The sequence below is a fragment of the Fimbriimonadaceae bacterium genome, from assembly GCA_023957775.1.
Lineage (GTDB): Bacteria > Armatimonadota > Fimbriimonadia > Fimbriimonadales > Fimbriimonadaceae > JAMLGR01.
The window spans coordinates 1-19,050 of sequence record JAMLGR010000011.1 but is presented as its reverse complement, the minus strand read 5'-3'; the positions used below and the strand labels follow the sequence as shown (position 1 = coordinate 19,050).

Below are 19,050 nucleotides of genomic sequence, written 5' to 3'. Positions count from 1 at the left end.
GAATTTTGCGAGAAGGCGCAAAGGACGCTAGGGGTATGCGCCTTGGCCCGGAGGTGGGGAGAGCGCGTGCATTACGCGGGTGCGCAGGGCTTCGGGCCAGTCTTTGAATGCGACGTCGGTGGCGATCTTCTTCGAGGCGTCGTCTCCCAGCGTCTCGCCCACCCATTCGACATAGCCGAGTCTGGCCACCGCGGTGGTGGAGGTGGACGCGATCAGGTCGTACCGGCCGTTGAGGAGGCTCGAGAGTTTGTCCGGGGTGATCTTGCTGGAGACCAGCGATTCGATGATTTCGCTCAAGCGCCTGGGGAACTGCGGGTAGTTGGCCCACGCACCCTCCCCCAGAGTGGTGCAGAGCACAAGCGGGTCGTCGGACACGTCGAAGTACAACTGGTAGTCGTAGATCGCGTTCGACGAGGTCACCGAGGGCTCGTACTCGTAGCGCCCGGGTCCCCCATACTCGAGCCACCTTCGAAACGCGAGCTTCTGAGCCATCGGGAGGTTTCGGACCGCAACTCCCCTTCCAGCCTCCAACTCGGTCCATATCGGATCGCCGAGGCCCCCGAGGAGCGCACCCAACCAGTATCGGAGGAACGCCCCGCGGAGGGGCACCAGCGGAACAAGGCAGTGGCGGAAAGCGCTTGAGACGGGGCTTGCGAGTACCCCCGGCCCACCCTCGAAGTAGAACGTGCACTCTATTCTTGGCGTCGTCCCTTGGTGCTCCAAAACCTGACGGGCGTAGTGGTGAAGACCGAACCTCCCAACCCTGCCGTGACGTGCCCTCGCGGGATTCTCTGGCCGCACCACGAGGGCGTCCGGGCCTGACACGACCTCCACCAGTCCGCTTGCGAGGAGGTTGCTCCAAAGGCCCTTGCCCTCCACCGCACCCTTCTTGGACAAGGACACGGCGGCTCGGATTGCGGTGTCCGGGAGGTAGGCCACGATTGATTTCGCCGATCCATCCGACATGTCCGTGAACAGTTCGCCGAACCCGACGGTCAAGGGCTCGAACGTCTCCAGCGTCAGCAGCTTCGCCTGGGGCGGGTCCCGATGGCGCGAGATGTCGGTATTGTAAAGATCGGCCTCTTTGGTCAACCGCATGAACTCGGCGCTTGAGTCGGTCAAGGGAATGTGCTCCGCCGGCGCCTTCTCGGCATCCTCGGGGGATCGGAGGGTTGTTGTCCTGTAGGGCTCGAGGAGCATTGCGGTATCGACGAGTTCGCCTCGTCGATCGTAGACGCGCAAGCGATACGAACTCACGAAATTCGGCAGGACCGTGAGAAGAACCCGGCAGGAGGTGCGGTCCCTGCGGAGATTGTCGAAGAACTCTTCCCAAGGATAGGTGTCCTTGGGCATGTCCTCTTTGGCCAGGGCGCTGGCCACCTTCTCGGAAACACTCTGGAACGTGGCAAGCGCGCTCTGAGAAGCAGGAGGAAACCGCTCCTGCTCCCCGACCGGCACGTTGCTCCACGTTTGGGTGTCGCCAAGCGGGATCTTGGCAAGGGTGGTCGGGCCCAGGTCGAGGAGCAGCGCCGTCAGGAGTTCGAGAGCCGGCGTGGGGGCGTGGTACGAGAACCCACCTGCACGAGTGAACTCGCCGGCGGCGGCCCGACGGTCATAGGAGGACACTTCTTCGAGCAGCCTTGCGACCTGCTCCTTGGCGGTCGCCCGATGGGTGCGCTTCAGCTCTTTGAACCAAGCGGTGAGGGAGTCTGTTCTCTGCTTGAGGTCCCGCTCTGCGAGTTTGGCCGCCGTCGCGCGCCCGATTTCCAGCCGAAACTGGTTGGGGCGCGTTTCCACCCACTCGCCCTCGACGGCCTGAGCCACCAGTTCGCGGATGCGGGGCGACTCGAGGGCGAGATCGGGGGAGCGGATGAGGATCGGCTCGTGCTGGAGGGTGGCGTCAACCGAATACCGAGTCGCGCCAGTTTCGCTGATCTTCGCCGCGTACTCCTGGACAGAGCCGTCGAACGAGGTCGGGGCATAGTTGGAGTAGCAGACGGTTGCGAGGATAAGCGAAGCCAGCATCGGATTCCCCTAGTGATTCCATTGTACAGGGATCACCTCCAGTACACTTCATCCGTGTTCCACCGTCCCCATCTCCGGCGAACCGATCTCTTGGACACGAGCGATCTTGCGCACCGCCGCTTCGTGGAACTGTTGCGCCAACTGACTCCCGAGCAGCGTCTGCGCATGGTTCTGGACCGCATCGCTTTTGGCCGTCAAATCAACGAGGCGGGGCGCAAACACCTCGAACGCCACGCGTGAACGAGTCGTTCGCTCTGGTTGTGCTTGCGGACGTGGTGGCCCGACTCGAGAAGCTGGGTTCGCCCTACGCGCTCGGCGGCTCGGCAGCAAGCGGCGTTTGGGGACAGCCCCGATACACAAACGACTTTGATATCAATGTCGCGCTATCCGAGGAACGCGGTTTGGAGTTCTTGGCGGCGTTCACTCCCGACTACCTCATCAGCGAGTCTGAACTGCTTGGCGCGCTTGCCATCAAAGACGACTACCGCATGGTCCAGGCCCTCCACGTCGAGCACGTGTACAAGATCGATTTCTTCCTCGTGGGCGACGAGCCGTTCGGCCAAAGCGTCCTGGATCGAGCCAAGCCCGTCGTGCTGGCCGAAGGGTTGGCATGCATGGTCCAGACGCCCGAAGACATTGTGCTGAACAAACTGCGATGGTACGAATCGGGTAACCGGGCCAGCGAACGGCAGTGGAACGACGCGGTGCAGGTGCTCGAGGTGCAGGCAAGTCAACTCGACGTCGGCTATCTGAGGGAGTGGGCTACTCGCCTCGATGTACAAGCCTTGTTGGAAGCGAGCTTCAAGGAAGTGGGTCTGAGCTAGGCGCCGGCGCCCTGCCCCACAAACCATTAACCACAAACCACCAACCACCCCTCGTATACTCAAACCATGACGTCGCGCACGTGGTTGCCCCTGGCAAGCCTCGCCCTTCTCACCGCCGGACTCGCCTCCCGCCCGACTCCCGCCCCGAAGCCGGAAGCGAAGATCGAATTCAACCGCGACATCCGGCCCATCCTCGGCAAGTGCTCGTCGTGCCACGGTCCGTCGACGGGAGACGGGTTCGCCGGCCTGCGGCTCGACACGTTCGAACGCGCGACCAAGACCCTGCCCAACGGCGAGCGCGCGATCGTCCCCGGCCACCCCGAACAGAGCGAGCTGGTGCGCCGGATCCGACTCGACGGCCCCGGCCAGATGCCGCCGCCCGATTCGCACAAAACTCTCTCCGACGACGAGAAGCAGGCGCTCGAGGATTGGATCAAGCAGGGGGCCGAGTTCAAGGAGCACTGGGGTTGGGTCAAGCCCGTCAAGGCGCCGCTGCCGCTCGTCAAAGACACGAAATGGCCGCGCAACGAGATCGACCGCTTCGTCCTCGCCCGACTCGAAGGCGCGGGTCTCCACCCCAGCCCCGAGGCTGACAAGGCCACCCTCCTGCGCCGCGTGGCGCTCGACCTCACGGGGCTGCCGCCCACTCCCGAGGAGCTCGCCGCCTTCCTGCGCGACAAGAGCCCCAACGCCTACGAGAAACAGGTGGACCGCCTCCTGGCTTCGCCCCGCTACGGGGAGCGCATGGCGATGGACTGGATGGATTACGCCCGGTACGCGGACAGCAACGGCTACCAGGCGGACTACGAGCGCTACCAGTACCGCTGGCGCGACTGGGTCATCGCCGCGTTCAACAAGAACATGCCGTACGACGAATTCACAATCGAGCAACTCGCCGGCGACCTGCTCCCCAATGCGACCTTCGACCAGAAGCTCGCCACGGGCTTCAACCGCAACCACCGCATCAACACCGAAGGAGGCGTGATCGCCGAGGAGTGGCGCGTCGAGAACGTGATCGACCGCGTGGAAACGACCTCGGAGACGTGGCTCGGCCTGACCGCCGGGTGCGCGCGCTGCCACGACCACAAGTACGATCCCATCTCGCAGAAGGAGTTCTACAGCCTCTTCGCCTACTTCAACAACGTGCCCGAAAGCGGCACCGGAGAGGAGCGGCCGGTCAACCATCCGCCCCTCATGCGCGCGCCGTACCCCGAGCAGCGGACCGAACTGGCGCGGCTGATGGCGCTGGTTCAGAAGCAACAGGCGGTGGTCGACCAGCGCATCGCAGGGAGCGTCGAACAAGCCGCCTCCTGGAAGGGAGCCGCCCACCCGCCCGCACCCGTTCGGGAGAGCCTCGTGGCGCGTTACGTTCTGGGCGCGCACTCCAAGGTTGCCGCAGGCCAGGCGCCCGAACCCAAGTCCGAGGGTCCCGTGGCCGACGATCTCGGACGCTCCACCGGCGCGGTGGTCACCAAACCCGACGCGTACCTCGACCTCGGGCAGGTCGGCGAATTCGACTCAAAAGACGCTTTCTCGTACGGCGCGTGGATCTACCCCGAGGACGGGAACGGGGCGGCCATCGCCCGGATGGACAGCCCGAACGACTTCCGCGGCTGGGACCTCTTCTTCGCCGCGGGCCAGCCGATGGTCCACCTGATCGACAAGTGGCCGGACGACGCTCTCAAGGTCACCTCGAAAACCAAGATTCCGCTCAAGCAGTGGAGCCACGTGTTCGTGACCGTGGACGGTTCGCGCAAGCCCGATGGGGTGAAGATCTACATCGACGGCAAGCCCGTGGAGAAAGAGGTCGAGCGAGACGCCCTGAAGGGCACGATCCGCACGACGGTGCCCCTCACCGTGGGGCGGCGCACGGGAGCGAACATGTTCAGCGGCCGGGTCGACGACCTGGCGATCTATAGCCGCGCGTTGAAGCCCGAGGAGGTCGCTCGCCTGGCCGATGTCCGTCCCGCGGCGCGGTTGCTTGCGATCCCCGCGAAGGACCGCACCCCCGAACAGCAGAAGCTCGTCGCCCGTGCATGGCTGGAGGAGACCGACCCCGCGTTCCGCAAACAGGTCGCCGAACTCGCGACCTCCGAGGAGCGGCGCAAGAAGGTCGATTCGGAGATCACGACGGTGATGGTGATGGAGGAGATGCCCACGCCGCGCGATTGTTTCGTGTTGATCCGCGGGCAGTACGACCAGCACGGCGACAAGGTGACCGCCAGTGTTCCCGCGTTTCTCCCGCCCCTGCCGAAGGGCGCGCCCGACAACCGTCTCGGTCTCGCGGAGTGGATCGTCTCGAAGGACAACCCGCTGACCGCGCGCGTCGCCGTGAACCGCATGTGGGCGCGTTGCTTCGGCACGGGCATCGTGGAGACCAGCGAAGACTTCGGCACGCGCGCCTCCTTCCCCACGCACCCCGAACTGCTCGACACCCTGGCGGTGGACTTCATGGAGTCCGGCTGGGACCTCAAGGCGATGTGGAAGAAGATCGTGACGAGCGCGGCCTACCGCCAATCGTCGGCGGTCACTCCCGAGCTGCTCGAAGCCGATCCGAAGAACCTATTGGTGAGCCGCGGCCCACGCCATCGGCTCCCTGGCGAGGTGTTGCGCGACCAAGCGCTGTTTGTGAGCGGGCTCCTGGTCGAGAAGTTGGGCGGGCCCTCCGTGCGCCCCTATCAGCCCAAGGGCATCTGGGACGAAACGAACGTGTACGGCAACCTGCGCAACTACATGCCCGACAAGGGGGACGGCCTCTACCGGCGCAGCCTCTACACGATCTGGAAGCGCACGGCCGCGCCGCCGAACATGCTGCTGTTCGACGTGCCGTCCCGCGAGACGTGCCGCGTGCGCCGCGCGATCACCGACACGCCGCTCCAAGCGCTCGCGATGATGAACGACCCCACCTACGTGGAGGCGTCGCGCGTCCTCGCCCAGCGCGTGATGAAGCTGGGGAGCACCCCGCGGGAGCGGTTGGCCAAGGCGTTCGAACTCGCCCTGTGCCGCCCGCCGACCGACAAGGAGTTGTCGATCCTCGAGAGCGGCTTCGCCAAGCGCCTCGCCAAATACCGCGCCGATCCCGCCGCGGCCAAGGAACTGCTGGCCGAGGGCGACGCGCCGATCGACCCATCGGTCGAGCCCGCGGTCCTCGCGGCCTACACGATCGCGACCAGCACCATTCTCAACCTCGACGAGACCGTGACCAAGGAGTAGATGTGAATCCCCTCTTCCAACTTCAGGACCAGTTCAACCGACGCACGTTCCTCAAGGGCACGGGCGGGCTCGGGATCGCGGCGCTCGCCGGTTTGTTGACGCAGGAGGGGTTCGCAGCGCCCTTGCAGGACGCCAAGCGGTTCGGCGGCCTGCCGGGCGTGCCCCACTTCGCGCCGAAGGCCAACCGCGTGATCTACCTCTTCCAGTCCGGCGCCCCCAGCCAAATGGAGCTCTTCGACCCGAAACCGAAGTTGGCTGCGATGCGCGGCGAAGATCTGCCCGCCAGCATCCGCATGGGCCAACGGCTCACGGGCATGACCAGCGGCCAGAAGAAGTTCCCCGTCGTGAACTCGATCTTCAAGTTCTCGCAGCACGGCCAGGGCGGGGCGTGGTTCAGCGAACTGCTGCCGCACCTGGCGGACATCGCCGACGAGCTGTGCGTGGTGAGGTCCATGTACACCGACGCGATCAACCACGACCCCGCGGTCACGTTCTTCCAGACCGGATTCCAGCTTGCGGGCAGGCCGAGCATCGGCTCGTGGCTCAGCTACGGGTTGGGCACGTTGAACAACGACCTGCCCGCCTACGTGGTGCTCACCAGCGTCGGCACCGGGCGCAAGGACGACCAGCCTCTCTACGACCGGTTGTGGGGCTCGGGCTTCCTGCCCACGACGCACCAGGGCGTGAAGTTCCGCAACACGGGCGATCCCGTGCTGTTCCTTTCGGACCCGCACGGCGTGGACCGCGAGACGCGGCGCGAGATGCTCGACGACCTGATGGGGCTGAACAAGATCCGAAAGGCCGTGAGTGGGGATCCCGAAGTCGACACCCGCATCAGCCAGTACGAGCTGGCGTTCCGGATGCAAACGTCGGTTCCCGAGCTGCTCGACATCTCGAAGGAGCCGGAGAGCGTGCTCGAGATGTACGGCCCGGAGGTCAAACGCCCGGGCTCGTACGCCTACAACTGCCTGCTCGCACGGCGAATGGCGGAGCGCGGCGTACGGTTCATGCAGCTGTTCCACATGGGTTGGGATCAGCACTTCAACCTTCCGAAGGCCATGCAGGGCCAGGCGTTCGACACGGACCAGCCTTCGGCGGCGCTCGTCAAGGATCTCAAGCAGCGCGGGATGCTCGACGACACGCTGGTGGTGTGGGGCGGGGAGTTCGGGCGAACCGTGTACTCGCAGGGCACCCTCACCGACACGGACTACGGTCGCGACCACCACCCTCGGTGCTTCTCGATCTGGCTCGCCGGCGGGGGCATCAAGGGCGGCGTGTCGTACGGCGAGACGGACGACTTCTCCTACAACGTGGTGAAGGACCCCGTGAGCGTCCACGACCTGCACGCCACGCTGCTGCACCTGCTCGGCATCGACCACGAGCGCCTCACGTTCCGGTATCAGGGTCGCGATTTCCGGCTCACGGACGTGTCGGGCTCGATCGTGGACGATTGGCTGAGGTAGGTGGGGGCGAGTCTCACGCAGCGGCGCTTCGCGCCCGAGACGCATACTTACAGCCCCTTGTGGCTGGCGAGGCAGGCATCGAGGAAGCCTTCATCGAAGAGGCTATCCGACGCCTCCATGGGACGCCGCCCAGTCGAAGGTCCATCGAGAGTCCTCCCTTGGCTACCACAACGGCCACGTGTCTTGTGGCCGCGTTCCTTGTTGCCCAGTGGCTGGGGTTGTTCAGCATGATGACTGGCATGCTGACCGAATGGAACGGCCTCCAGTGGTGGCTCGCCATCGGCCTTTGCTTCACCTTTGGGGCGGTCCTCTCGCCGGACCGGCGGCATCGGTTGTTCTCTGTGGCAACGGTCCTTGGCGCCACGGTCGTGCTCGCGCCGCTGTGCGGCGGGTTCGTCCGCTGGGTCGTTGGCGAAGTCATCTCCAACTGGCCGTTGTACCTCTCTCGAATCGTAGTAGCGGAACTGGCTGCCACGGGCGCCGGCTGGTTGGCGGGAATCGGCATCCGACGCTGGCTACCCGGGCCAGCCCCGCAATTGGAACTTCCGAACGAGTAGTCCGGTTGGCAACTGCGGGTTTGGATTGCGTCGCTTCAGCGCCACCCGGCTGTTTACTACTCCATCGGGCGAGCGGCAGCTTCCACCCGACTGAGGACGTCGGCCCGATCCAGCGTTCCATCGGCCATGCCGAGTCCGATCTCAATGATCTGGTCGTCGTCCAAAGCCAGTTCCCACCGGTTCTTGTGGGCGAAGTAGGCGGCGGCGATCGCCGCAGTGCGCTTGTTGCCGTCCACGAACGGATGGTTTGAAGAGAGCGAGTGCCAGAGTGCGGCGGCGACCGACCCGATCGTGTCGTAGAGCGGACGACCGTCGAAGGTCTGGCGCGCGGCGCCAATCGCCGATTCGAGGCGTCCGAAATCCAGAATCCCAGGGGAGCCGCCGTTCAGCCGTAGAGTCTCCGCGTGGATGTCCACTACCTCCTCGACCGACAGGTACTCCACCGCTACTCTGCCAGACGCTTCATCGCCCGTCCGTGCTTGGTGGAGAACGCGCGTGCAAACTCGGAGGCCGGGGTGTCGGGGTTCGTAAGGAGGATCCCGCCCTCGATGTAGCGCACCTCCACCACCTCGGCGACGCCGAGGTGGCGCAGCATCTCCTTGTTGATGATCAGCGCGCGCGAGTTGCCCGTTTGCTGCAGTTTCTTCCTCATGGCCGTTTCCTAATGTTATGACGTCGTCATGACTCTGTAGGTTCCTTGAGAGGGCAGCACGGAACCTAGTTTGTCCGTGGGCCTAAGGGAGGAGCCACAGAAAGCACAGAAGGGAAGGACCACGGATTGGCGCGGATCGACACGGATGGGCAGGCCACGTTCAGTGCAATCCCTGCTGATCCGCGGTTCCGTTGCAACCCCATATTCTGTGGTTTCTGTGCCTTCTGTGGTTCCACATCAATCCCGTTTCTGTGGCTTCTATGGTTCCCCCTGGTTCATCATCCACGCATGCCTCGACGCTCTATCCTCTCCACGATTGGCAACACGCCCTTGGTCCGCCTCGTCCGGATGCCCGATCCTGACGGTGCCGAGATCTTTGTGAAGCTCGAAGGCACCAACCCGACTGGCAGCATGAAGGACCGTATGGCGCTCTCGATGGTCGAAGGGGCGGAGCGGCGCGGCGAGTTGACCGCGGGCGGTCGCGTGGTGGAGTACACGGGCGGCAGCACGGGCTCTTCCCTTGCGATGATCTGCGCGGCCAAGGGGTACCGCGCGCAGTTCTTCGCGTCCGCCGCGTTCTCGGAGGACAAGCCCAAGACGATGCGCGGGTTCGGGGCGACGGTCGAGATCATTCCGAGCGAGAACGGCAAGGTCACCCCCGAGTTGATCCAGCGCGGTCTGGCCAAGGTGCGCGAACTGGCGTCCGAACCCAACACGTTCTGGACCCAGCAGTTCGAGAACCCCGACAACCGAGCGGGGTACCACGCGATGGGTCACGAGATCCTCACGGAGTTGGGCAACGTGGATGCCTTCGTGATGGGCGTGGGAACGGGAGGGTGCTTCTCCGGCAACTCCGAGGTGCTGAAGGCGGCGAACCCGTCAACCCGATGTGTGGCGGTCGAGCCTGAGAAATGCCGAGCTCTGGCGGGGGTGGGGCCTTATTTGGGCCACCGGCTGGAGGGCATGGGCGCCGGGTTCGTCCCAGCCGGTTGCCGTCAGGACTTGATCGACGAGATCGTGGCCGTCTCCGACGAGGACGCGTTCGAGACCGCCCGCCGCCTATGGCGCGAGGAGGGCATCTACTGCGGTCCCACCGCGGGTGCCAACGTGTTCAGCGCAATCGCCGTCGCCCGGGCGTTGGGCCCGGGGAAACGTGTGGTCACGGTGATCTGCGATTCGGGTCTGAAGTATCTGGCAGGGGATCTCGTCGGGGCCTGACCCCCACTTTCCTCAAGTCCAGGGGCACGAAACCGATGGCCTTGGCGGGCGAGTTCGGCGCCAAGCGGAAGTCTCGGGCCTTGGCATCCACGAACAAACCCTGCACCAGGCGGTTGCCCGAAACGCCCGGCAAGGCGCTCCACTGGTCGAACGTCATCCCCGCCCACGAGCGGCCGGCTCCCTCGAGGGGCTCCCACAGCACATCCTTCGCCTGCAGCCTCACCTGCGACCACGGTCCCGCGAGGGGCTGGCCGCGGTCCCACACGACGAGGCAGCGATCCAGCGTGAAGCTGAGATGATCCTCCACACGCGTGGCCTGCAGCTGTTGGTCCCGCGCAAACGCGAAGAGGCAGTTGCGCACGACGTTCTCCTTGCCGTAGTGCTGGTGGAACCCGCCGCTCGTCGTGTCGTGCACGAGGCAGTTCTCCATCACGATGCCGGTGCTTCCCTCGTCGGTGTAGAGACCCCACCCGCCGTAGTGCCGGGACTGCACGTCGTGGATCCAGCAGTTCGCCACGACGGTTCCCTCGGACGGCCCCAAGGTGTACACCCCGGCCATGTCGGACAGCAGCCCGTGCCCGAGGTCGTGGATGTGGCAGTTCCGGATCACGTTGCGTTTGGCGAAACTGGGGTTGTAGCCCCAGCGCCACCCGATCGAGACACCGCTGTAGCCCAAATCGCCGATGTCGCAGAAGCGCACGACATTGTCGCTCGCGTGGCCGATCCACACGCCGACCGCGCACGGCGCCGTGTGCCCCCCGGAGCGGATGATCGAGTTCTCCACGACGCACTCGCGCGTCACGGCCTGGGCGCCCGAAGGCTCCGAGGCGGTCCCGATGCGAACGCCGCCCGCCCCAAGGTCTTGCATCACGGAGTCGAGCACGCGCCCGCGCAGGCAGCCTTCGCGAAACCACACGGCGTACTCGCCCACGTTTTCGACCCGCACGCCGCGTAAGGTCACGTCCCACGCGTAGTCGGCCTCGATGGCCGCGCCAAGGTTGGAGGCCGCCTGCGCGGGTTCGAGGCCCTCCTCCGGAATCGCGAAGCGCGCATACCTGAAGGCAAGGCCGACGAAAGAGACGTCTCGCACCGGGCTCCCCGGCTCCCCTTGGATCTGGAGCAACCGATCGAGCCGGCCCGCGACGGGAGTCGCCTGGGTCTTGGTCTGGCCCGGAAGAGGACGGTAGAGAACCTGGCCGTTCGCACGCTCCACATAGGTGCCCGGCCGACCGAGCCCAGCCGGCACGTTTTCCAGCACATAGTCGGTGCTGGTGTCCAGCACGTTCCACGGCTTCATGCCTTCGCCGACACTGACCAACACACCGTCTTCGATCCGGAGGTTGGAACGACGCGTCGTGTCCCATTTGTGATAAGCCACGAGATCGACCAGCGCCAGGTCCTCGGCTGGCATCCGTTGGAGCACCGCCATCCCCTCGGGGCCGAGGTCGATCCGGAGTTCGGTTCGCTGGGGCTTGCGGCCGTCGCCCTTCTCGAGGACCCTTTCGCTCACGGACTTGAACTGGACGAGATGGCCAGGCTCGGGCCAGCGTGCCCGTTCGGCCCGCTTCCCATCGACGAAGAGCTGCCGAACGCGGGTTCCGGCTGGCTGGGTCTCCCACAGTTCACCGGGTTCCGGATTCCAATTCACCAGCTGCTGTCCGCCATCGAGAATGGGAGACTCCCCGGGGACAGCCTCGAAGGTCGTTCCCGAGTCTTCGGGGGTCACCTTCCAGGTCCTTTCGAGCCAGTACACCCCGCCCATCAGACGCACCGTTCTTCGCCCCTTCACTTTTCTGGCCGCAGCCTGGGCCTCCGGGAGCGAATAGGGCGCCTCCCGGCTCCCGTTGCCTCCGCGTGCACTTGGTGCGGCGAAGATCACAACCATGCCCGACGCGGGAGCGGCCAATGCGAGTGCACACCACACCATGGCCTAGTGTAGCGTCGGCCGTTCACCTTCGCCCACGGCCACCGCTTGGCCGGCGGTCATCGTTTGTCGTCTATCGTTTGTCGTTTCCAACCCAGCAGGACGAGCCCTCCGCACGCAACCAAGAACCAATCCCCCAGCGAGCGCACGACGGTCCAGTGCGAACCGGGAACGACCGAGCCCATCAGGACGGTCTCGCCCGGCGCGGCCTCCGCCACGATGCGCCCGCGCGCGTCCACGATCGACGAGTAGGCCCCGCCGTCGGCGCGCACGACGGGCACGCCCAGTTCCGCGGCCCGGAACGGCGAGTAGGCGGCGTGCATCGCGGCCATGAAGTGGTGCGGCGCGCGCGGATCGATCGTCGGAAGCGCCAACAAACCCACGCCCTCGAGGCGCGCCGTTTCCCGCATCACGGAGGGGAAGCACGAATCGAAGCAGATGTTCAGACCCACCGACAGCGGGCCCAGGGGCGCCGCAACGGGTTCGGTGCCCGCGGCGTGCATCGCCCGCTCCGCGCCAAATGGCTTGCGTTTGAAGTACCGCTCGGACTCCCGCCCTCCGTCGAACAACGCCGCGGCGTTGTGGGGCAGGGGCTTGTGGTCGTCGCGGAAGCTGGTCACGAACGGCGAGGCGCGCTTGGAGAGCGCCTTCAGGGGGCCCGTGTTGGGCAGACCCATCGCCAACCCGCTGAACTCCGGCCACACCACCAGCGCGGGCTGCCGCTGGGATGCGCGAAGGTGCAGGGCGGTCAAGGTCTCCGAGTCGTCCCCTTCCGTTTGGATCGCCGCCACGAAGATCGCCGTCCCCGATGGAACGGGGAGCCAAGCGGATCGGAGCAGGAGCGCGGCGGCCGCCATCGCCACGGCCCATCCCGCAGCACGGCGCATCGGCATCGAGGCGACCCAGAAGTTCGCCCACCACAGCACGAACGACACGGCCCAGACCCCGCCCACCGACGCGAGCATCAAAGGCAGGGGTTGGCGGTACTGCGTGAGCGCAAGATGTGCGGGAAGCTCGACGAGGAGGCACGCCTCGAGCAGCACGGCGACCGCCGCGAGCCACCAGAGCGGCCTTCGCCCGAGCTTCGGATCCGCCCAAACCGCCACCGCTCCCGCGAGCGCGAATCCGAACAGCCCCATCCCCGTTGCGATCCAAGCCGCCTCGCCCTCCGGGTCGCGCGATGCGTACAGGAGCCCGTGGGTCGCGATCCACGCCGCCAGGAACACCGTGCCGATGGCGGCGACAAACCCGATGAGGAATCCGCGCGCCCGCACCGAGGCGAGCAACGGCGCGAGCGCGAACCAACCGAGGAAGGCCCTTTCGCCGAGAGGCAGCGCAAGCACCAGCAGGACCGCGCTGACCGCGGCGCCGACCGGAATCGTCCAGAAACGCCTGACGCTCGGCATAACACCCCTCAGACGGGTTCTTCCCCTGAATTCGTTATGAGAGTTCGACCAACGGCTCGCCCAGCAGGCCGAGCATCGGATCCACACCCAAACCGGGTGCCGCCGACGCGGCCATCCGACCCGCGCGGCGTTGCGGCGCGCCGTCGGCGAACGGGACGGTCACGTAGCTGTTGAAGTCGGTGGAGGTAAACAGCAGCTCCGTAGGCGTACTGTGCGCGAGGTGGGCGATCGCGGCGGTCACGATGTCGCCGCCCCAACTGTCCTCGATGGTCATCGCAATGCCGAGGGCGGCGCACAAATCCCGGGCCTGCCGGGTTTTCGTCAGCCCACCGAACTTGCTGATCTTGAGGTTCACCACGTCCATCGCGAGGTCGTGGTGGCCGCGCATGAGCATCGCCAGCGAATCCACGTTCTCGTCGAGCACGAACGGACGGTCGGTGTGACGCCTCACGGAGAGGCACTCTTCGTACGTGCGGCACGGCTGTTCGAGATAGACGTCGAGCGAGCGCACGGCATCCGCTACGCGCATCGCCTCGTGGCGCAGCCAGCCCGTGTTCGCGTCGGCGATCAGCTTGTCGCCCGGTTGGAGTTGTGCCGCCGCCGCGCGGATGCGTTCGATGTCCGTATCGGGATCGCCGCCCACCTTCAACTGGAAACGCCGGTACCCTTCGTTCCGGTAACCGGCGATCTTGGCCGCCATCGCCTCGGGCGACTCCTGCGAGATCGCTCGATACAGCACGAAATCCTCTCCGTAGCGCCCGCCCAGCAACACGCAGACCGGCTGGCCCGTGGCCTTGCCCAGAAGGTCCCAGCACGCCATGTCGATGCCCGATTTCACGTAAGGGTGACCTTGCAGGGCCGCGTCCATGCGTCGGTTCAGCTTCTCGAGTTCCATTGGGTTCTCGCCGAGCAGATGCGGCCCCAACTCGCGGATTCCCGCGCGCACCCCTTCCGCGTAGGCGGGCAGATAGAACGGTCCGAGTGGGCACACCTCGCCCCAGCCCGTGAGCCCCTCGTCGGTCACCACCTCCACGACGGTCGAGTCGAACACGGACACGGATTTCCCACCCGACCAGTTATAGGAGCCCTCTTTAAGGGGAAGATCGATGCGGTAGGCGCGAATGGACTGGATGTTCATACCGCAGCTAGCATAGCCCCACACGAAAAGCGACAAGCGACCAACGAAAAACGCTCCCCTAGAACTTCCAGATGCTGTGGAAGTCCGGTGTGAGCTTCTGCTTCGTGAGGATCGCCCGCACCATCTCCACCGGCATGTTGTTCTCATGCAGGATCGCGTCGTGGAACGCGCGGTTGGTCATCTTGCCCGACTCGACCAGCTCCTTGTGCATCGCGCGAAACTGCAACCCGCCGATCATGTAGGCGAGTTGGTAGAGCGGGGGGTAGGAGCCGTTGAACGAGCGGCGCACTTCCCCTTCCGCGCTTGCGCGCTCGTGGCCCACCTTCTCGACGAGGAAGTCGATGCACTCCTGCGGGGTCATCTCGCCCAGGTGGAACTTGAGCGAGAAGATGATGCGCGCGCACCGGTGCATCCGCCAGAACAGCATGCCCATGCGGTTCTCCGGCGTCTTCGGGAAATCGAGGTCCCAAAGCAGCATCTCCCAGTACAGCGCCCACCCCTCGGTCCAGAACGGCGTGCCGAACATGCGGCGGTACGGCTTGTAGCGGGCGTTCATGAAGCCCTGAAGGTGGTGGCCGGGGATCAGTTCGTGAAACACCGTGGCGCGGGAGAAGTGCTTGTTGTTGGCGCGCAGGCTCATCAGCTTCTCTTCGTGCGTCATCGTGTCCGTCGGGAACGAGACGATGATCGACTCCCCGCCAAGGAAGAACGGGTTGACGCGCTGGCGCTCCGGCGACATCATCTCCATCCGCCAATCCTCTTTGGCGAGTTCGGGAACGGTGATGAGGTCGTGCGCCTCGAGAAAATCCACGGCCTCGTTGGCGAGAAAGCGGATGTACTCCGGCTGCTCTCCGGGGGCCACGTGGTCGTTCTTCACCCGCTCCAAGGCCTTCTTCCAGTCGTCGCCATAGCCCATGTCGTGCGCGGCGCGTTTGGCCTCCTTCTCGCACCACGCGTATTCGCGGTCGGCGATCTTGAGCAACTCCTCGGGCGTGTAGGGAATCAGCTCGTACTTCAGCTCGGCGATCAGCGCTTCGCGTCCAATCGGGTTCCCCACGATGGCGTCCTCGTCGTCGGCCTTCACCCCGACGATCTTCTCGCGCACCGCGTCGCTGTAGCTCTTCAGTTCGGCATCGGCGAGTTTGAACGGCTCCGCGCACCACCAAGTGAACATCGGGTTGTAGCCGTTGAAGTACTCGAACCACGACTTCAACGTGTTCCGCAGGCCGCGGATCGCGAGGAACGCCTGGTTTCCCTCGTACTTCTTCGCCTTGAGTTTCTCGCCGAGTTGGGGCTTCAGCTCTTTGAGGGTCTTGATGAGCGCGTTCAGGACGCCGGCGGCCTTCTCCGGATCGGGCTCCTCGAAGCGGCGCCGCGACTCCTCCAGCTCCACGATCGATTTCGCAAACGGGATCAGCGGGGCGTAGCGCGCCTGCTCCTTGGCGTCGAGTTCGAGCTGGTGTGATTCGCGCTCGATGTAGTTGCGAAGGAGCACGGAGTCGACCTGCGCGTCGAAGCCGAGCGCACCGAAATCAAGCGTTTGAAGGGCCTTCAGGCGGTCGGCGTAGAACGCGCGCAATCGCTCTCGGCGGTTCTCGGACAGGGGTTGCGCGTACACACGCTGCAACCCGCTTTCGTCGGCGCGGAAGACCTCGATGGTCTCGCGCAGGTTGGCGGGGGCCTCGTTGGTGGATTTGGGCATGGCGGCGACAAAGAGGAGGAGGGGAAGCATGACTCAGTAGGAAGACGGGTTTCCTTTCGTGATCCTGACACGAACTCCTGCCTGGCGGGGTAACAAGGAGATGCATGGAATCGCACCTTTCGGCGGCCGAAGCCGTCCGCCTCATCCCCTCCAACTCCCGAGTCTTCATCCAGAGCGTCGCCGGCGCACCGCAGGCGCTGATCCGCGCGATGACGGCGCGCGCGCCGGAACTGCGCAACGTGGAGATCGTCCACCTCCACACCGAGGGTGCGGCGCCCTACGCCGACGCTGCGCTTGCCGAGAGCTTTCACGTGAACGCGCTTTTCATCGGCGCCAACGTGCGGGACGCCGTGGCGGCGGGGCACGCGGACTACATCCCCGTGTTCCTCAGCGAGGTGCCGGGGTTGTTCCGAAGGCAGATTCTGCCGCTCGACGTCGCCCTGGTCCAGGTGTCGCCGCCGGACCGGCACGGGTACTGCTCCCTGGGCGTTTCGGTGGACGCGACGGTCGCGGCCGTTCACAGCGCGAAGATCGTCATCGCCCAGATCAACGCGCGCATGCCGCGGACCCACGGAGACGGCCACGTTCGCCTGTCGAGGTTCGCCGCCACGATTTGGGAGGACGAAGAGCTGCCCGAAGTGGCCGTTAGGGAACCTAACGATATCGAACGCCGAATCGGGGAGCACGTGGCCTCGCTGGTGGAGGACGGCGCCACCCTGCAGCTCGGCATCGGTACGATCCCCAATGCGGTGCTCTCGTCGCTGCGGGGACACAAGCGGCTAGGCATCCACACGGAGATCTGCTCGGACGGTGTGGTGGATCTCGTCGAGGCCGGGGTGGTCACGGGCGAGGAGAAGCGCCACCACCGGGGCAAGCTCGTCACCGGTTTGATCTTGGGCACGCGGCGGCTCTATGACTTCGTGGACGACAATCCGCGGGTGGCCGTCCTGGACATCGGCTACATCAACGACACGGCGGTCATCCGCAAGCAGCCCCGCATGACCTCGATCAACAGCGCCATCGAGGTGGATCTGACCGGTCAGGTCGTCGCCGACAGCATCGGCACCTTCCAGTATTCGGGCATCGGCGGCCAGATGGACTTCGTGCGCGGCGCGGCGCTCAGCGAAGGGGGCAAACCGATCATCGCCCTCCCTTCGACCACGTCGAAAGGCGAGTCGAGGATCGTGGGCATGTTGCACCCGGGCGCGGGCGTTGTGACCACGCGCGGGCATGTGCAGTTTGTGGTGACCGAGTACGGCATCGCCGACCTCTACGCGAAGAACCTCCGCCAACGCGCGCACGCCTTGACGGCGATCGCGCATCCAGACCATCGAGAGTCGCTCGAGCGCGCCGCGCACGAGCGGTTCCATGGCTGAACTACAGCATCCAGCCCGCGCGATACGTCGGGTGGATCACCTTGTCGAACTCGGGCCGCCCTTTCACGCGCAGCCGCCGCGCGTCCCATTCCAGGCGCTCGCCCGAAGCCCACACGGCCAGGTTCCCCATCAACACGGTCTCCGTCAGCGGCCCGGAGTAGGCGACGATATCGCCCTTCGACCGCGGCCCGCCCGAGGCGGCAACCACGAACTCCTTGAAGTGCCCTGGCGACTTCTCGAACTCCACCGTCGGCAGTCCGCCGCCGCCCGCGATGTGGCAGTTCGACCCGTACTCGGCCGGCGCGTGCAGGTTGGCGTGCTCGCACACCAGGATGCAGCCGTTGCCGCCCAACGCCTCGCCGTTGGCGAGCTCCGCCGGCGGCTTCTTGCCCCCGTCGTACCACGTGAGCGTGACCGGGGGACGACCGTTGCGTTCGGGGAACTCCATCTTGACGATCGACCAGCTCGGGTAGCTGTCCTTGTTGTGGCCGGACGTCTCGGACTGCACGGCCGTCGGTTCGCGCAAATCGAGCGCCCAGAACGGCAGGTTCATGCAGTGGCAACCGATGTCTCCGAGGGCCCCGGAGCCGAAGTCCCACCAGCCGCGCCAAGCGAAGGGGTGGTAGCCGGGCGCATAGGGTCGCTCCGGCGACGGGCCGAGCCACAGGTCCCAGGCCACGGTTTCGGGGACGGGCTTGGGCTCGGGCCGCTCGACGCCTTGGGGCCACCAGCCGCCCGCCCGATCGGTCCAGCAGTGGACCTCGGTGACGGCGCCGAACATTCCCGTCTGGATCACGGCCGCGGCGTTGCGAAGATCGTCGCTCGCCGTGCCCTGGTTGCCCATCTGGGTGGCGACGCCGGCGCGTTTGGCGATCTCCTGGAGGCGGCGCGCCTCGCCAAGCGTGCGCGTCAGAGGCTTCTCGCAGTAGACGTGCTTGCCCATCTTCATCGCCATGGCCGAGGCGGGGGCGTGCACGTGGTCCGGCGTGGCGACCACGACGGCGTCGATCTGGCCGCGCAGGGTCTCGAGCATCTCGCGAAAGTCCGCGAAGGCCGCCGCGTTGGGATAGTCCGCGAGCACCTTGGTCCGGGTCGTCGCATCGATGTCGCAAAGGGCGACGATCTCGCCGAGTTCGGCAGCCGGCTTGAGATGGGCACCGCCCCGCCCGCCGACGCCGATCATCGCGAACTGAAGCCGCTCGTTCGCCCCGCGCCGCGCCTGGGCGAACGCCTTGGGTCCCGCCGCGAGGCCGGCGGCCGCCGCTACCGAAGCCTTGAGCACGTCGCGTCGAGTGGGTTTGAATGCCATGGAATCCTCCGGACGCAGTTTAGCCGACCCCCGGCGCTTTCACTCAAGGGGTGGGAGTGCTCACGAAGTGCTCATCGCATGCCACGCCCGCTGGACGGGCGTGACACCCGGTGCGAATCCGCGCACGCCCGACAAGCGGGCGTGGCACCCGGTGGGCACTGCCGCAGGGCTACGCGCGTCGGCGGCGGGCGGCGGCCAGCAGCGCCATCCCGGCGAGGCCCAGTGTGAACGGTTCCGGGACCG

Annotated in this window: 15 protein-coding genes; 7 read left to right on the top strand and 8 right to left on the bottom strand. The window is 65.8% G+C overall.

Going from position 1 to position 19,050, the window contains the following annotated elements:
• Positions 1-27 precede the first annotated feature (27 nt).
• The gene (locus M9921_10265) at positions 28-2,025 is read right to left on the bottom strand and encodes a hypothetical protein (GenBank protein ID MCO5297229.1); all 1,998 of its coding nucleotides are present in this window, start codon (positions 2,023-2,025) and stop codon (positions 28-30) included.
• Between the two features lie 54 nt (positions 2,026-2,079).
• Here M9921_10265 and M9921_10260 point away from each other — a divergent pair, with 54 nt between their 5' ends.
• From M9921_10260 to M9921_10240, 5 genes are all read left to right on the top strand, one after another.
• Complete coding sequence (locus M9921_10260) at positions 2,080-2,265, top strand: hypothetical protein (GenBank protein ID MCO5297228.1); 186 nt, start codon at positions 2,080-2,082, stop codon at positions 2,263-2,265.
• On the top strand, positions 2,262-2,849 hold the full coding sequence (locus M9921_10255; protein ID MCO5297227.1) for a hypothetical protein: 588 nt from the start codon (positions 2,262-2,264) through the stop codon (positions 2,847-2,849). The genes M9921_10260 and M9921_10255 overlap by 4 nt, the downstream gene beginning before the upstream one ends.
• A 66-nt stretch (positions 2,850-2,915) precedes the next feature.
• A complete protein-coding gene (locus M9921_10250) occupies positions 2,916-6,062 on the top strand; it encodes a DUF1553 domain-containing protein (GenBank protein MCO5297226.1) in 3,147 nt (1,048 codons plus the stop codon).
• Positions 6,063-6,064: 2 nt separating this feature from the next.
• Positions 6,065-7,525 (top strand): DUF1501 domain-containing protein, encoded by a 1,461-nt coding sequence (locus M9921_10245; GenBank protein MCO5297225.1) that lies wholly within the window; start codon positions 6,065-6,067, stop codon positions 7,523-7,525.
• 158 nt (positions 7,526-7,683) lie between these two features.
• The gene (locus M9921_10240) at positions 7,684-8,082 is read left to right on the top strand and encodes a hypothetical protein (GenBank protein ID MCO5297224.1); all 399 of its coding nucleotides are present in this window, start codon (positions 7,684-7,686) and stop codon (positions 8,080-8,082) included.
• A 56-nt stretch (positions 8,083-8,138) separates the two neighbouring features.
• Here M9921_10240 and M9921_10235 read toward each other — a convergent pair whose 3' ends face one another.
• Entirely contained in the window at positions 8,139-8,525 is a 387-nt protein-coding gene (locus M9921_10235) for a type II toxin-antitoxin system death-on-curing family toxin (protein MCO5297223.1), read from the bottom strand.
• Positions 8,526-8,527: 2 nt separating this feature from the next.
• Positions 8,528-8,734 (bottom strand): AbrB/MazE/SpoVT family DNA-binding domain-containing protein, encoded by a 207-nt coding sequence (locus M9921_10230; protein MCO5297222.1) that lies wholly within the window; start codon positions 8,732-8,734, stop codon positions 8,528-8,530.
• Positions 8,735-9,022: 288 nt separating this feature from the next.
• Here M9921_10230 and M9921_10225 point away from each other — a divergent pair, with 288 nt between their 5' ends.
• A complete protein-coding gene (locus tag M9921_10225) occupies positions 9,023-9,952 on the top strand; it encodes a cysteine synthase family protein (protein MCO5297221.1) in 930 nt (309 codons plus the stop codon).
• On the opposite strand, the gene M9921_10220 is transcribed toward M9921_10225, so the two are convergent.
• From M9921_10220 to M9921_10205, 4 genes are read right to left on the bottom strand one after another with little or no spacing between them, the layout of a single operon-like run.
• Positions 9,894-11,879, bottom strand: a complete 1,986-nt coding sequence (locus M9921_10220) for a right-handed parallel beta-helix repeat-containing protein (GenBank protein ID MCO5297220.1) — start codon at positions 11,877-11,879, stop codon at positions 9,894-9,896. The two genes, M9921_10225 and M9921_10220, sit on opposite strands and share 59 nt — an antisense overlap.
• Positions 11,880-11,935: 56 nt before the next feature.
• Positions 11,936-13,282 carry a hypothetical protein gene (locus tag M9921_10215; GenBank protein ID MCO5297219.1) on the bottom strand — a complete coding sequence of 449 codons (1,347 nt, stop codon included), beginning with the start codon at positions 13,280-13,282 and terminating at the stop codon, positions 11,936-11,938.
• Positions 13,283-13,316: 34 nt separating this feature from the next.
• The gene (locus M9921_10210) at positions 13,317-14,420 is read right to left on the bottom strand and encodes a mandelate racemase/muconate lactonizing enzyme family protein (GenBank protein MCO5297218.1); all 1,104 of its coding nucleotides are present in this window, start codon (positions 14,418-14,420) and stop codon (positions 13,317-13,319) included.
• A gap of 58 nt (positions 14,421-14,478) precedes the next feature.
• On the bottom strand, positions 14,479-16,152 hold the full coding sequence (locus M9921_10205) for a DUF885 domain-containing protein (GenBank protein MCO5297217.1): 1,674 nt from the start codon (positions 16,150-16,152) through the stop codon (positions 14,479-14,481).
• A 74-nt stretch (positions 16,153-16,226) separates the two neighbouring features.
• Here M9921_10205 and M9921_10200 point away from each other — a divergent pair, with 74 nt between their 5' ends.
• Positions 16,227-17,498, top strand: coding sequence for a hypothetical protein (locus M9921_10200; protein MCO5297216.1), 1,272 nt, complete (start codon positions 16,227-16,229; stop codon positions 17,496-17,498).
• A gap of 1 nt (position 17,499) precedes the next feature.
• Here M9921_10200 and M9921_10195 read toward each other — a convergent pair whose 3' ends face one another.
• Positions 17,500-18,807 (bottom strand): Gfo/Idh/MocA family oxidoreductase, encoded by a 1,308-nt coding sequence (locus M9921_10195; GenBank protein ID MCO5297215.1) that lies wholly within the window; start codon positions 18,805-18,807, stop codon positions 17,500-17,502.
• Between the last annotated feature and the right edge of the window lie 243 nt (positions 18,808-19,050).

Excerpts from the sequence above, each read along its gene's own strand:
- M9921_10265 (MCO5297229.1), bottom strand. The coding sequence starts at position 2,025 with ATGCTGGCTTCGCTTATCCTCGCAACCGTCTGCTACTCCAACTATGCC.
- M9921_10250 (MCO5297226.1), top strand. The coding sequence starts at position 2,916 with ATGACGTCGCGCACGTGGTTGCCCCTGGCAAGCCTCGCCCTTCTCACC.
- M9921_10230 (MCO5297222.1), bottom strand. The coding sequence starts at position 8,734 with ATGAGGAAGAAACTGCAGCAAACGGGCAACTCGCGCGCGCTGATCATC.
- M9921_10225 (MCO5297221.1), top strand. The coding sequence starts at position 9,023 with ATGCCTCGACGCTCTATCCTCTCCACGATTGGCAACACGCCCTTGGTC.
- M9921_10220 (MCO5297220.1), bottom strand. The coding sequence starts at position 11,879 with ATGGTGTGGTGTGCACTCGCATTGGCCGCTCCCGCGTCGGGCATGGTT.
- M9921_10215 (MCO5297219.1), bottom strand. The coding sequence starts at position 13,282 with ATGCCGAGCGTCAGGCGTTTCTGGACGATTCCGGTCGGCGCCGCGGTC.
- M9921_10210 (MCO5297218.1), bottom strand. The coding sequence starts at position 14,420 with ATGAACATCCAGTCCATTCGCGCCTACCGCATCGATCTTCCCCTTAAA.
- M9921_10205 (MCO5297217.1), bottom strand. The coding sequence starts at position 16,152 with ATGCTTCCCCTCCTCCTCTTTGTCGCCGCCATGCCCAAATCCACCAAC.
- M9921_10200 (MCO5297216.1), top strand. The coding sequence starts at position 16,227 with ATGGAATCGCACCTTTCGGCGGCCGAAGCCGTCCGCCTCATCCCCTCC.
- M9921_10195 (MCO5297215.1), bottom strand. The coding sequence starts at position 18,807 with ATGGCATTCAAACCCACTCGACGCGACGTGCTCAAGGCTTCGGTAGCG.